We start from the raw sequence: 12821 nt of genomic DNA, 5'->3' as shown, positions 1-12821 counted from the left end.
GCAGCGGGCTAACGCGGCGCTGCGGGGCGGGGGCGTCAGTATATCAGTTCTGACATGCAATTTAGCGCATGGGAGGGGGCGGTGCGGACACGGCGCAACACGACCGGCGCACGGTAGCGGGCCAGGATGATGAAATGGGGGGCCGAACATGGCATGCCTGGCCCCGGACCATTAGTGAACACTTACTTCTTGACGATCTTCTGCAAGGTTTGCTCGACGTAATCGCCGCCGTCCGCATCGGCGAATGTCACCTTGACGGGATACCATTCCAGCGACGGCGCCAGCCACAGGTCCACTTGCTGGCCCTTCTTGTCCGGTGGCGGCGCCTTGACCAGGTGGATGGCGGCCACGTCGCCCAGGCCCGTCGTCACGGTTTCTTCCTTGACCACCTTGAAGGTCCACGGCTCGGCATCATGCGCGCCCGCCACGAAGAAGGCCCATTCCGAGCCGGGGACGAATTTTTCGGGTGCGGCGCGCGCCACGCTGGCCAGTTGCCACACGGTACTGTTGCGGTCCTGCTCGCCGCCTTTCAGCGGATAGCTGTCATCGCCTTCGCCAAAGACGATGGTCTTGCTGTCGCGCTTGAAGGTGGTCGTGACGGCATCCTTGCGGAAGCGCTTTTCCACGAACTGCATCGGCGCCAGGCCGTAATCGTCGACCGTGCCTTCGCTGCGCTGTTCGAGTATCTTGCCGAACAGGGCGGCCTTGGTTTCGGCCAGCAGCGAATACTTGCCGTCGCCCACGCGCCAGTTGCTGACCGACTCGCCCGACAAGCCGATGCCGCGCTGCCTGGCCTTGATCGAATAGACGAGGTCAGCCGACGGCACCAGCTTGTACGGGCGCTTGATGACGGGATGGTCCACGGGCTCGTTCGCCGCCATGGCGGGACTCAGGGTGGCTGCCAGCAGGCTGGTGATCAGAACGCGTTTCAAAGTTATTAAAGTAGTCATTATTTTCCTGTAGCGTCATTGACGCGAATTTGGGTCACGGTTTGCGTGGTCAGCGCCCCGTTCGCTTCGGTATTGCGTATTTGTACCGGATACCATTGCATGGACGGCGCCAGCCAGATATCGAGCTGCGACGAATACGTGCCGGGTTTCGGCGGCCGGCGCAAATGCCAGGTCACCAGACGACCCATTTTCGTGTCCAGCTCTTCCTCGCCTACCAGCTGGAAGCGGAACACGGTCGCTTCCTTTTCCTCGCCGACGAGAATGTCGATATTGCCCGCCAGCTGGTTGACGTCGGCGCGGCCGATGGCGGCCAGCTGGAACGGCACGGTCGCCTTGTCCTGCGCCCCCTCCTGCCATGGAACCGTCGCCGTCGTGGCCGAAAACGTGATGGTCTTGGCATCGCGGTTGAAATGCGTGGCCGTTTGCGCGCGGCCCTTGCGTTTTTCCGTGGCCGTGACGGGCACGATGCCGCTGCCATCGATCGCACCCTCGCTGGTCAGCACCAGCAGGTTGATGCGCGTGATCAGCATGCTCAAGCCCACTTCCAGTTTCAGCTGGTAGGTGTCGCCCCGGTTGTCCCACGCCATCGCGGCCACGCCTTGCCACTTGGTGCCGTCCGCATCGCGCCGGTCCACATGCAGGTCGAACTGGGCCGACGCGGGCGCATTCGTCTTGTAGTGCCGCGCCTGCTCGACGGGCGGTGGCGGCGGTGCAGGAGCCGGCGCGGAAGCTTCCGCCACGGCGGGCGCGGGCGCCGTGACGGCTGGCGCGCTGGCCGCCGGCGCCGCGGGCGTCACCGGCCCTTCCGGTGCGTCGCTGGCAGGCGCCGTCAATTGGGCAGTATCGCTCGACGGCAGCTCCGTCGGCGGCGGTGGCGGCGGCAAGCGGGGCTCGGGCAAGGGCCGCAACGTCGGCGGCGGAGGCGGCGCCACCGGCACGGGGGTGGGCGGCTCGGCGATCAATGCCATGCTCACCACCTGCGCATGATCCTGCCCCAGCGGCACCATGCTGGCATGCGAGGTGAGCCATTCCAGCGCCACGTAATGCAGTGCGCCGATAACCGCGATAAAGACGACGGTGCGGCGGCGCGGTGGCGAAAAGAAGGAGTCAGGCATCATAGGCCGTAGTGTAACGCCTTCCCCCCACTTCCTGCTTCTTGCCCGTGCTCAACTCCCGCTGTTTTATGTAAGAAAATGTTGGCGGCTTTGCGTCAGTTGCAAGCTGATATCTGCTACGCTAGGCACATCCACCTACCAGGAGATTTCGCATGGCAAACCCGCAAATGCCCCAAATACCGGGCGCAGCAGTTGTGACCGACACCCTCGACTTCGTCAAAAACCTGTGGGGCAGCATGAGCGTGCCCGGCATGGGCGTGCCGGGCATCACGGCGCCCACCATGTCGGTGGAAGAGCTGGACAAGAAAATCAATGACTTGAAAGCCGTCGAAGCCTGGTTGAACCTCAATACGAGCATGCTGCGCGGCAGTATCCAGGCATTGGAAGTGCAGCGCGGCACCATCGCCACCCTGAAATCGATGGGCGCGTCCCTGGCCGCGGCCATCACCCAGCCCGGCGCCAGCGAGAAATCCGTGTTTGAATCGGTGCCCTACGCTTCCGCGTTTTTCCAGCACGCGGCACCCGCAGCGCCAGCGCCTGAACCGAAACCGGCACCTGCCCCCGCGCCGGAACCCGCTGCGGCGGCGCCCAACGATGCTGGCAGCCAGGCGGCAGCCCAGCTGGCCAATCCAAGTGCCTGGTGGAATTTGTTACAAGATCAGTTCAAGCAGGCCGTGTCGACAGCGATGTCGCCCGATGCGGCCAGTGCGGCAGCGGCCAGTTTTGGCGGTGGAGCCACGGCCAAGCCGGCGGCCAGCAAGTCCGCCAAGCCGGCAGAAGCAGGCACGGCAGCCAAGGCCAAAGCCCCGCTGCGCAAGGCGCCGGCCAAGCGCGCGGCACCCAAGTCCAAGGCGCCAGGCAAATCCTGACGTCCCGGAGAGGCGATGTGATCAGGCGATACGATGAATGCGGATCGCCTCGATCTGATTGTCGGCCTGGCGTTTTACGTCACCGATCGTGATCAGGCCTTCGTCGGCCAGCGCCTTGGCGTGCTCGTACGAAGACTGGAATGTTTCCAGCGTGTCTCCCTTGGCGGCCACCGGGCGTACCCAGGCAACGGCGCCGACTTTCATTTTTTTGTATACTTCATTGACCACATCACGCATAGTTTCTTCCTTATTGTTGTAGAGCAACTCAAGCGCAGGCGAACCCACGCTGGCCCCTAGTTTATCATCCGGCACGCTCCCGCACGGCTTTTCCCCCTTTTTCCGGCGCCGGCGGCACTTTTCCCGGCACATCGACGGCTTCTTCCGGCCCGGGCGGGGGCGTCAGCCGCACCAGTTGCTCCATCAGCTGCGCAAAGCGCTGTTGGCCTGGTGCAATTTTGTCTACATACAACAACACTTCCATCGCCTCGGCCGCCAAGTCCGCCTGGTAGCCGCGCTGCTCCAGGAACGATACGATGATTTGCGCGGAATTGAACAGGATGCGCAGGTTGTTCGGCAGTTTTTCGCGCGCCGCGCGCATCCAGGCCACCGCTTCGTTAAGCTTGTCCGTCTTCCACAGCAGCACGCCCTTGTTCATCAAGTCCGACGCTTCCTTGCGCGAGGCGATGATCAGGCTCGTGCCTTCGTCGCCCATCTTCGCTTTGTCGAAGATCTTTTGCACCTCGTCCTGCACCACCTGGTTGTCGTGGTTGTTCTTCACCACGTAGCACAGCAGGCCGGCCGGCGCATCCTTGACGCCGACGGCAAACAGCAGGGTCGCCAGTTCCATGCAGATGCTTTTCTCGGGCCGCGCCGGGTCGTCAAGCAGCATGGCTTCGAGTTCGTCGCCGCACTTGCGCGCGCGCCGGTAATCGCCCGTTTCGTGGTGCACCATGCCTTCCGTGATCTTCGCGCGCAAGCCGATCTGCTCGGGCGAGAATTCGCGCTGCGCCAGCAGCAGCCACTGCAGCGCTTCCTTGGCATCCTTTTTGAGGCCGCACACGCGCGCCAGTCCCAGGTAGGCGTCCGGCGTCTTCATGACGGAAAACTCGCCGATGGAAATGCATTTGCGAAAAGCCTTTTCCGCCATGCTGACATTGCCGATCTTTAGCGCCGCCAGCCCCAGATTGCGCTGGCGCGGCACGGAATTGGGCGACAGGCGCGCCGCCTTTTCCAGCACGCCGCACGCTTCCTCGTGCTGGCCCATCAGCTGGTAGGCGACGGCCATCTGGTCGTAGGCGTCGATGTAGTACTTGTTCTCGACGATCACGCCCTGGAAGATCTGCCGCGCCGCCTCGTGCTCGCCGTTGTTCATGCGGATCTTGCCCAGGCCCGCCTTGGCCCAGCTGTAATCGCGCTCGGCCAGCACTTTCTCGTACACGGCGCGGGCCTTTTCCGGCTCGCCGCTTTTCAGCAGCAAACTGGCCTTCATGCGCAGCAATTCCAGCTCGTGCAGCTTGTTGACCTCGATCTGCGCGTCGCACAACTTGGCCGCGCGCAGATAATCCTTCTCCATGCAGGCCTGGTCGATTTCACGGAACACTTGCTTCTTGTGCCACACGCGGTTCAAGCGCGTCAGCAGCACGCCTTCCGTGATCGGTTTGATCAGGTAGGCGTCGGGCTGGTGCTCGGCCGCACCCATCACGGATTCCACGCTTTTCTCGGCCGACACCATCAGCCAGACGCTCGACGGCGCCGTCAGGTTGCGCACGCGCGTCTCTTCCAGCACCTGCTGGCCATTCTTGCCTTCGCCCAGGTTGTAATCGCACAGCACCACGTCGTAGCGCGTCTTGGCCAGCAGCTTCATGGCTTCGCCGCCGCTGGCCGCCTGGTCGATATGGCGCGCGCCCAGGTTGCGCAGCGATTCGCGCAGCAGGATGCGGATGCCGATGAAGTCGTCGACCAGCAGATAATGTTTGTCGGCCCAGTCGGTGCTGCCCGCTTCGGCGGCGGTGGCGTGGCTGTCTGTCGTCATGGCATCCTCGTTCAGGGCAGGCGCAGGATGAAACAGCCGCCGCCCAGGGCGCCGCCATTTTCCAGGGCGATGCTGCCGCTGCTGCCCCGGTGCTTGTGCATCTTTGCCACTTCGCTGGAAAAATACAGGCCCAGACCCGTGCTGTTGGTGGAAAAATTCACGCCGGCCGCCATGCCATCCATGGCCGCGCTGCCCGCGTCGAGCAGCGCCTGGGTATAGCCGTCGCCATTGTCTTCCACGCGCAGCTCGAGCATATCGTCGTGCTCCCGCACCGACAGACGGATCGTGTCCTTCGTGTAGCGGATGGCGTTGTTGATGGCATGCGCGAGCACGCCGATGACCAGGTCTTCATCGAGGGTCCAGATCAGTTCCCGTGGGCAGGCCGTCTGCAGATGGATGCCTTTCGAGGCCAGCAGGATCTTTTCCTGGTCCACCACCTGGTCGATGACCTGGCTCACCAGTTGCGGCTGCACGTCGAAGGGGTAGCCGGGCTTGCCCACTTCCTTGTACAGGGCCAGCAGCTGGATCAGGTTATCGTTGAGGCGCTTGGTCTGGTACAGCATCTGCGCCATCTGCAGATAGGCGGGGTCGGCCTGGGGCGCGGGCTTGGCCTGCTCGGCCGCCAGCAGCGACTCCAGGGTGCCGCTGACCACGCTGATCGAATTCTTCATGTCGTGCACGGTCGACGCCAGGAACAGGAATAGCTCAGGCGAGCTGTGTTGATCTTCCACCGGATATCTCCTTGGGCCGCAGCTTGAATATTGCCAAGGATAAATTATACCGCCAGCCTGCGGACGCCAGCCAGCCGCGCGCAAAGTCCGTGATCTGACGCAACAATGCCGCTCCCGCTGGCGCAGGGGCGGCATCAACTTGACAGGCGGGCAAGATCAGCGGCGCGCGCCCGCCAGGCGGCGCACCACCGCGATCATGCGGTCGATTTCCTCATACGTGTTGTAGAAGGCGAACGATGGCCGCACGGTCGCTTCCACGCCGAAGCGGCGCAGGATGGGCTGGGCGCAGTGGTGGCCCGAGCGCACGGCGATGCCCTCGTCGTTCAGGGCGCGCCCCACTTCCGCCGGCGCGTAGCCGGCCAGCACGAACGAGGCCACGCTGGCCTTGTCCGGCGCCGTGCCGATCAGGCGCACGCCGGGAATCGATTGCAACTGGTGCGTCGCGTATTCCAGCAGCGCGTGCTCGTAGGCGGCGATGTTCTCCAGGCCGATGCGCTGCACGTAATCGATGGCCGCGCCCAGACCCACGGCATCGGCGATATTGCCCGTGCCCGCCTCGAAACGGTTCGGCACGCCCTGGTAGACGGTGCGCTCGAACGTGACGTCGGCGATCATGTTGCCGCCGCCCTGCCACGGCGGCAACTGCTCGAGCAAGTCCGCCTTGCCATACACGGCGCCGATGCCCGTCGGACCGAACACCTTGTGCCCCGAGAAGACATAGAAATCCGCGCCCAGCGCCTGCACGTCCACGCGCAAATGCGACACGGCTTGCGCCCCGTCGACCAGCACGCGCACGCCGGCCGCATGCGCCAGCGCGATGATCTGCGCCACGGGCGTCACCGTCCCCAGCGCATTCGACACCTGCGTCACGGACACCAGCTTGGTGCGCCCGTTGAGCAGCTTGCGGAACTCGTCGAGGAGGATCTGGCCGCTGTCGTCAACGGGAATCACGCGCAATGTCGCGCCCTTTTCCGCCGCCAGCTGCTGCCACGGCACGATGTTGGCGTGGTGTTCGAGCTGAGAGACGATGATCTCGTCGCCGCTGCCAATGTACTTGCGCCCGAACGTATTGGCGACCAGATTGATACCTTCCGTGGCGCCGCGCACGAAAATGATTTCATTGGCCGAGGCGGCGCCCAGAAAGCTCGCCACCTTGGCGCGCGCCGCTTCATACGCATCGCTGGCGCGCGCCGCCAGCGCGTGCGCGGCGCGGTGGATGTTCGAATTCTCGTGTGCATAGAAATACGACACCCGGTCGATCACCGATTGCGGCTTGTGCGTGGTGGCCGCATTGTCGAACCAGGCCAGCGGCTTGCCGTTGACCCGTTCGGCCAGCACGGGAAAATCGCGCCGCACGGCGTGCACGTCGAATGGCGCGGGCGCCCGGTGCTGGCCCGGCTGCGTCGCCGCCGGCAAAACAGTCTGGAAATAGAACTCAGGCTGGCCATTGGCCGGCGATACGGGCAACTGGCGCGCAGGCGCCTGCTGCGATGTGGCAAACAGCCCCCGCGCATCGTCGGGCGCGGCCTGTCCCAGCCCCTGCTGCGCCAGGCCGTCGAGCTTGTCGTTCGAGGCAGGATAGCCATGCGCGCCGCCGACAAAATAGTAGGGCGACGGCGCGCCGAGGCTCGACGCGCGCGGCGTGGGCAACGATGCCGGCGCCGGCGCGATGGGCGACTCCAGCGGCGCCGTCACAGGCGGCACCTGCGCCGTCGCCACGCCGGGGGCGATGGCGGCGAACGACGGACCGGGCTGCGGCGGCGGACGGTGCGCATAGCGGGGCGCCGCATCGAGCACGCTGCCCGAGCCGCCAAGGCTGGGCGACTTGTCAAGCGCAGGCGCGAGGCCAGGCAAGCGCGCGAAAAACTCGCCGGCCAGGCGGTTCAGGGTCGCTTCGTCGGGTAAAAATGGGACGGCAGGCAAGCCCGCCGCGCCATCACTTGTAGGTGTCTGGGTAGTCATGGTATTTACCGATCTCCACGTCTTCCAGTACGGCCAGCGCATCGTCGGTCAGCACGGCCAGCGAGCAATACAGCGAAATCAGGTAGGACGAAATCGCGTGGCGGTTGATGCCCATGAAGCGCACGGACAGGCCCGGGCTTTGCTCGCCCGCCAGGCCAGGCTGGAACAGGCCGATCACGCCTTGCCGCTGTTCGCCCGCGCGCAGCAGGATGATTTTCGTCTTGCCGTCTTCGATCGGCAGTTTGTCGGACGGCACCAGCGGCACGCCGCGCCAGGTGAGGAACTGGGAACCGAACAGGCTGACGGTCGGCGGCGGCACGCCGCGGCGCGTGCATTCGCGGCCGAAGGCGGCAATGGCCAGCGGGTGCGCAAGGAAGAAGCCCGGCTCCTTCCACACTTTCGTCAGCAGTTCGTCGAGGTCGTCCGGCGTGGGCGCGCCCGTCAGCGTAAAGATGCGCTGGTCGTCGTGCACGCTGGCCAGCAGGCCGTAATCGGGATTGTTGATCAATTCGCTTTCCTGGCGCTCCTTGATCGTTTCGATGGTCAGGCGCAGCTGCTCCTTGATCTGGTCGTGCGGGCTGCTGTACAGGTCCGACACGCGCGTGTGCACGTCGAGCACCGTGCTGACGGCGTTGAGAAAATACTCGCGCGGCTGCTCGTCGTAATCGACGAAGGTTTGCGGCAGTTCCGACTCGTCGCGCTGCGAGCAGGCCACGCGCACGTCCTTCGGGTTTTTCACGCGATTGAGACGGTAGATACCCGCTTCCACGGGCAGCCATTGCAGCAGGTGCACGAGCCAGCGCGGCGTGATCGTGGACAGCTGGGGGACGCTCTTGCTTGCATTGGCCAGCTGGCGCGCGGCGTTATCGCCCAGCGCAAACTGGCTCTCTGTTGCTACTGTCATGACTACTCCTGTTGAGAAAAGTGAATATGCTTATCTGAAAAACAAATAAAGTATCGAGCGTCGTGCCGTTCGTCTCAACATGCTATCGCCATCAAGACGGCATTAATCCACCAGTTCCGGTTCGCAGCGCGCCATCAATCCCGCCAGGCCGATGCCCAGCGCGCCGGCCAGTTTTTCCACCGTCAGCAGCGATGGCGTGGCGGCGCCCCGTTCGATTTCGCCGATGAAGGAGCGGTTCAAGTCGGCCGCTTCGGCCAGGCGCTCCTGCGACCAGCCCCGCCCTTCGCGCAACTGGCGCACGGCCAGTCCAAACTGTTTGATCAACATGCTGTCCTCATGGGTGGTGGGCAAAGGCGGGGTGGGATGGCGCCGGCGAATCGGCTGCCTCCTGCTGGTTATGCGCTTGCGTGACATGGCTGCCGGGCGCCACGCTGCGGGTCAGCCAGACATTGCCGCCGATGACGGAGCCCTGGCCGATGGTCACCCGTCCCAGGATCGTCGCGCCCGCGTAGATGACCACGTCGTCCTGCACGATGGGGTGGCGCGCCAATCCCTTTTTCAGTGCGCCGTCGGCGCCTGCTGGAAAGCGCTTGGCGCCCAGGGTGACGGCTTGATAAATGCGTACCCGTTCGCCGATGATGGCCGTCTCGCCGATCACCACGCCCGTGCCATGGTCGATGAAAAAGCTGCCGCCGATGATCGCGCCCGGGTGGATGTCGATGCCCGTCTCCGAATGGGCCACTTCGGCGATGATGCGCGCCACCAGCGGCGCGCCCAGCGCATACAAGGTGTGCGCCAGGCGGTAATGGATGATGGCCAGGATGCCCGGATAGCACAGCAGCACTTCGTCGACGCTGTGCGCGGCCGGGTCGCCATGGAAGGCGGCCGCCACGTCCGTGTCGAGCCGGGCGCGGATGCGCGGCAGCGCGCGGGCGAAGCGCTGCACGATGGCCAGCGCCTGCTGTTCGATGGACACCGTCTGCTGCAAGCCGTGATGACGCGCGTGGTAACTGAGTTCGCGCCGCACCTGTTCGTGCAGGCCCGTGAGGGTCGTGTCGAGCGTGTGGCCGACAAAAAAATCCTCGCTCTCCTGCTGCAGGTCGAGGGGCCCCAGGCGCAAGGGGAACAGGGCCGCGCACAGGGCTTTGATGATGTCGCGCAAATGCTGGCGCGAGGGGAATTCGCGCGCGCCGCACTCCTGGCTGGTGGTCAGCCCTTCGCGCCACTGCGCGCGCACGGCGCGCAATTCGTCGACGATCTGGCGCAGTTCCCATTGCGGCTGCGCGGCAAGGGAGGCGGAGGGGATGGCTCGCTGGTTCATGATGGTCCCGGGAAGCGGTTTAATCCTGCAGCCAGGGCAGCGCATGCCAGCGCCAGCCGCCGCTGTGGCCACGCTGCTGCTGCTCGTCGAGGTCCCCCTCGAAGCCTTGCGCGATATTGAACACGTGCGTGAAACCGGCCTTGGCCGCCGCTTCGGCGGCCAAGGCCGAGCGCTTGCCGCTGCGGCACAGCAGCACCACGACGCCATCCTTGCCGCCCACCTTCGCTTCCAGTTCGCGCACAAAGCGGGGATTGCGATTCATGGCCGTGCCGGTCGCCCACGCCACGTGCAAAGATTGCGGCACGTAGCCGACGAAGGTGCGTTCTTCATTGGTGCGCACGTCGACCAGCACGGCTTTGCCGGCCTGCACCAGCTGCCACGCATCCTGCGCGCTGACGATGCCCGCATACGGCAAGCCCTGCGCCTGCGCCTGGCTGCGCGCGAGATGGAGCACTTCGTCAAACGCCGCCTCGCCGTGCGCGGCGCGGGGATCAAAAATCAGTTCTGCAGCAGCCATCTGTCCACCTCTTTATTTCGTCGTCAAAAACCAGCACGAGTCCACTGTAGCGAACTTATGTTGTTCGGAAAACAAATTAAAAAGAGTTTGGAAAGCTGAAAAACGTATATGGGGTCAGTTCCTTCGGAATCGGAATATGCCCCATTGGGGCATATTCCCCCGCCGGGTCTGACCCCGGCCCTCGCCTGCTGTGCGCCAACGCTCAAGCAGCGCGGCGGCGCTCGCGCAATAAAAACCGGGCAGGGTCCAAAGCAGCGGCCAATTGACTCTCCAGCGGCAGCGGCTCTCCCTCCAGCTGGCAAGCCAGCAGCTCGGCCGCCAGCGGCGCCCAGATCAGGCCGCGCGAGGCGTAACCGAGCAAGCCAAACAGGCCGGGCCAGCGCGGTACGTCGCGCAGGCGCTCGCAGCGGCCCGGTATGCCGGGGTCGGGCAAGGCGCCCGCCAGCGGCAGGCGGTCCGCTGCCATGCAGCGAAAGCCCGTGCGCCCGGCCAGCGGCGCCTCGAACGGGGCGACGCCCAGGATGTCGGCGATCTTCGCGATATTTTCTTCCTGGTTCGATGGGCGCAGCTTGGCGTCCGCGTCCGCATCGTAGCTGGCGCCCACGCACACGACGCCCTGGTACGCCGGCGTCATGTAGGCTTCGCGGCAGACGACGAACGGCAACGACGGCAAGCTGCCTTCGGCCAGGTGCGTGACCTGGCCGCGCACGGCGTCCAGCGGCAAGCCGGCCGCCTGTTCGAAATCCACGGCGCCCGTGCCCGCCGCCAGGATGACGGTGGGTGCCGCCGCGATCAGGGCACCGTCCGCATCGCGCACCAGCCATTCGCCGTCGCCACGTTCCAGGCGCAGGGCGCTGCTGGAAAAGCGCCGCGTGAGCAAGGCGCCGCAGGCGTCCAGCATGGCCGCGCAGACGGAGGATGGGCGCGCCCAGCCGCCCTGCTCGAACCACCAGGCGCCATCGGGCGCCGGCGCGCCCAGCATGGCGGTTGCCTCAGGCGCTTCCAGCCAGCGGGCGAATTCACGCGGATACAGGCCACTGGCGGCGATCTGCCGCTGTACCTGCGCATGCGCGCCGTCGCGCGCCAGGTGCAGCACGCCGCTCTGCGCCCCCTCGATAGCGGTGCCGATACCACCCAGGTCTTTCCAGCGGCGCAGCGAGTACAGGTAGGCGGCGCGCACCAGGCGCGTGGCGATATTGTCGTCCTTCGACATCAGCGGCATGAAGATGCCGGCCAGGTTGCCCGACGCTTCGCTCGCAGGCTGCGCGTGGCGTTCGATCAAGGTCACCTTCCAGCCGCGCGCGGCCAGCCGTTCGCAGGCGGCCGCGCCGGCCACGCCCGCGCCGATGACGACGGCGCACCGCTCGGGCGCGGCAACGGCCGCGTACTCCTCGCGCCGCGCATAAAACACGGCGTGCAAACGGCTTTCGTCAAAAACAAAGCCATGCTGTTGCAGCGCCGCGCGCTGCGCCTCGTCCAGGTGCACGGCTTGCAGGCGCGCGCCATCGGCCATCAGGCGCGCCAGCACCGGCGTGGCCGCGGGCACCCAGGCCAGGTGCACTTCATCGACACGCGACGACAATTGCGCCAGGCAGGCATCGGGCTCGCCGATCAGCACATCGAGTGTGACAAGGCCATCGTGCGACACCATGCGGTGCAGGCCCGGCACGCAGGGCGGCCACTGTGCGCGCCACTCGTCGGGCAAGTGATGCGCATCGACGGGACGCGGCGCCAGCGCGATGTAGTGCAGGCGGCGACCGCCATGCGCCGCACAGGCGGCGCGCAGGCGGGCGCCGTCAAAATCCGTGTCGAGCAGGACCAGCGCGCGGCGCATCAGCGCACCGCGCGGCAAAAGCAGGCTGGCGCGTGGTCGTTGACCATGCCGATGCCCTGCATGTAGGCGTAGATGATGGTCGAGCCGACGAACTTGAAGCCCCGCTTGAGCAAGTCTTTCGACAGTTTGTCGGACAGGGCCGTCTTGGCGGGAAACTCGCCCGGCTGCCAGCTGTTGACGATGGGCCGGCCATCGACATACGCCCACAAAAAGCTGTCCAGGGTCTGCCCTTCCGCGCGCAGGCGCAGGTAGGCCTGGGCATTCGTGATGGCGGCGGCCACCTTCAGGCGGTTGCGCACGATGCCGGGATCGAGCAGCAGCTGCGCCACCTTGTCCGGGCCATACGCGGCGATCTTTTCCGCATCCCAGTTGTCAAAAGCGGCGCGGTAGGTGTCGCGCTTGTTGAGAATGGTTTCCCAGCTCAGGCCTGCCTGCGCGCCTTCCAGGTTCAGCATCTCGAACAGCCGGCGCTCGTCGTGGCAAGGCACGCCCCATTCCGTGTCGTGATACGCAAGGTAGCGGGGATTGGCCGGATTGGCCCAGGAGCAGCGGGTAATATTCATGGTCGTGTTCTTCATGTGCGGGC

General features: G+C 65.3%; 13 protein-coding genes. 1 reads left to right on the top strand and 12 read right to left on the bottom strand.

Going from position 1 to position 12821, the window contains the following annotated elements; genetic code table 11:
- Positions 1-182: 182 nt before the first annotated feature.
- Together ACQ4W4_RS19845 and ACQ4W4_RS19840 are read right to left on the bottom strand one after the other, a co-directional pair.
- Positions 183-950: a DUF3108 domain-containing protein gene (locus ACQ4W4_RS19845; RefSeq protein WP_436543397.1), complete on the bottom strand. Its 768-nt coding sequence runs from the start codon at positions 948-950 to the stop codon at positions 183-185.
- Positions 950-2068: a DUF3108 domain-containing protein gene (locus ACQ4W4_RS19840; RefSeq protein WP_436543396.1), complete on the bottom strand. Its 1119-nt coding sequence runs from the start codon at positions 2066-2068 to the stop codon at positions 950-952. Before ACQ4W4_RS19840 ends, ACQ4W4_RS19845 begins: the two co-directional genes overlap by 1 nt.
- Before the next feature lie 191 nt (positions 2069-2259).
- Between ACQ4W4_RS19840 and ACQ4W4_RS19835 the strand changes: the two genes are divergently transcribed.
- Positions 2260-2934 (top strand): PhaM family polyhydroxyalkanoate granule multifunctional regulatory protein, encoded by a 675-nt coding sequence (locus tag ACQ4W4_RS19835; protein WP_436543395.1) that lies wholly within the window; start codon positions 2260-2262, stop codon positions 2932-2934.
- Between the two features lie 21 nt (positions 2935-2955).
- On the opposite strand, the gene ACQ4W4_RS19830 is transcribed toward ACQ4W4_RS19835, so the two are convergent.
- From ACQ4W4_RS19830 to ACQ4W4_RS19785, 10 genes are all read right to left on the bottom strand, one after another.
- Positions 2956-3171 (bottom strand): hypothetical protein, encoded by a 216-nt coding sequence (locus tag ACQ4W4_RS19830; RefSeq protein ID WP_034753454.1) that lies wholly within the window; start codon positions 3169-3171, stop codon positions 2956-2958.
- Between the two features lie 64 nt (positions 3172-3235).
- A complete protein-coding gene (locus ACQ4W4_RS19825) occupies positions 3236-4966 on the bottom strand; it encodes a response regulator (protein ID WP_436543394.1) in 1731 nt (576 codons plus the stop codon).
- A gap of 11 nt (positions 4967-4977) precedes the next feature.
- Positions 4978-5697 (bottom strand): sensor histidine kinase, encoded by a 720-nt coding sequence (locus tag ACQ4W4_RS19820; protein ID WP_436543393.1) that lies wholly within the window; start codon positions 5695-5697, stop codon positions 4978-4980.
- A gap of 156 nt (positions 5698-5853) precedes the next feature.
- Positions 5854-7659 (bottom strand): family 2A encapsulin nanocompartment cargo protein cysteine desulfurase, encoded by a 1806-nt coding sequence (locus ACQ4W4_RS19815; protein ID WP_436543392.1) that lies wholly within the window; start codon positions 7657-7659, stop codon positions 5854-5856.
- Positions 7634-8563, bottom strand: a complete 930-nt coding sequence (locus ACQ4W4_RS19810; protein WP_092718515.1) for a family 2A encapsulin nanocompartment shell protein — start codon at positions 8561-8563, stop codon at positions 7634-7636. The genes ACQ4W4_RS19815 and ACQ4W4_RS19810 overlap by 26 nt, the downstream gene beginning before the upstream one ends.
- Before the next feature lie 102 nt (positions 8564-8665).
- Positions 8666-8890 carry a helix-turn-helix domain-containing protein gene (locus ACQ4W4_RS19805; protein ID WP_436543391.1) on the bottom strand — a complete coding sequence of 75 codons (225 nt, stop codon included), beginning with the start codon at positions 8888-8890 and terminating at the stop codon, positions 8666-8668.
- A gap of 7 nt (positions 8891-8897) precedes the next feature.
- A complete protein-coding gene (gene epsC, locus ACQ4W4_RS19800) occupies positions 8898-9884 on the bottom strand; it encodes a serine O-acetyltransferase EpsC (protein WP_436543390.1) in 987 nt (328 codons plus the stop codon).
- A gap of 19 nt (positions 9885-9903) precedes the next feature.
- Complete coding sequence (locus tag ACQ4W4_RS19795) at positions 9904-10401, bottom strand: rhodanese-like domain-containing protein (RefSeq protein ID WP_436543389.1); 498 nt, start codon at positions 10399-10401, stop codon at positions 9904-9906.
- Between the two features lie 202 nt (positions 10402-10603).
- Positions 10604-12235, bottom strand: a complete 1632-nt coding sequence (mnmC1, locus tag ACQ4W4_RS19790; protein ID WP_436543388.1) for an FAD-dependent 5-carboxymethylaminomethyl-2-thiouridine(34) oxidoreductase MnmC1 — start codon at positions 12233-12235, stop codon at positions 10604-10606.
- Entirely contained in the window at positions 12235-12798 is a 564-nt protein-coding gene (locus ACQ4W4_RS19785) for a DNA-3-methyladenine glycosylase I (RefSeq protein ID WP_436543387.1), read from the bottom strand. Before ACQ4W4_RS19785 ends, mnmC1 begins: the two co-directional genes overlap by 1 nt.
- Positions 12799-12821: the final 23 nt, after the last annotated feature.

It is taken from the genome of Janthinobacterium glycogeni (genome assembly GCF_051380725.1).
Classification (GTDB): domain Bacteria; phylum Pseudomonadota; class Gammaproteobacteria; order Burkholderiales; family Burkholderiaceae_D; genus Janthinobacterium.
This window is presented reverse-complemented; position numbering and strand designations above follow the sequence as displayed.

Excerpts from the sequence above, each read along its gene's own strand:
- ACQ4W4_RS19845 (WP_436543397.1), bottom strand. The coding sequence starts at position 950 with ATGACTACTTTAATAACTTTGAAACGCGTTCTGATCACCAGCCTGCTG.
- ACQ4W4_RS19840 (WP_436543396.1), bottom strand. The coding sequence starts at position 2,068 with ATGATGCCTGACTCCTTCTTTTCGCCACCGCGCCGCCGCACCGTCGTC.
- ACQ4W4_RS19830 (WP_034753454.1), bottom strand. The coding sequence starts at position 3,171 with ATGCGTGATGTGGTCAATGAAGTATACAAAAAAATGAAAGTCGGCGCC.
- ACQ4W4_RS19825 (WP_436543394.1), bottom strand. The coding sequence starts at position 4,966 with ATGACGACAGACAGCCACGCCACCGCCGCCGAAGCGGGCAGCACCGAC.
- ACQ4W4_RS19815 (WP_436543392.1), bottom strand. The coding sequence starts at position 7,659 with ATGACTACCCAGACACCTACAAGTGATGGCGCGGCGGGCTTGCCTGCC.
- ACQ4W4_RS19810 (WP_092718515.1), bottom strand. The coding sequence starts at position 8,563 with ATGACAGTAGCAACAGAGAGCCAGTTTGCGCTGGGCGATAACGCCGCG.
- ACQ4W4_RS19805 (WP_436543391.1), bottom strand. The coding sequence starts at position 8,890 with ATGTTGATCAAACAGTTTGGACTGGCCGTGCGCCAGTTGCGCGAAGGG.
- epsC (WP_436543390.1), bottom strand. The coding sequence starts at position 9,884 with ATGAACCAGCGAGCCATCCCCTCCGCCTCCCTTGCCGCGCAGCCGCAA.
- ACQ4W4_RS19795 (WP_436543389.1), bottom strand. The coding sequence starts at position 10,401 with ATGGCTGCTGCAGAACTGATTTTTGATCCCCGCGCCGCGCACGGCGAG.
- mnmC1 (WP_436543388.1), bottom strand. The coding sequence starts at position 12,235 with ATGCGCCGCGCGCTGGTCCTGCTCGACACGGATTTTGACGGCGCCCGC.
- ACQ4W4_RS19785 (WP_436543387.1), bottom strand. The coding sequence starts at position 12,798 with ATGAATATTACCCGCTGCTCCTGGGCCAATCCGGCCAATCCCCGCTAC.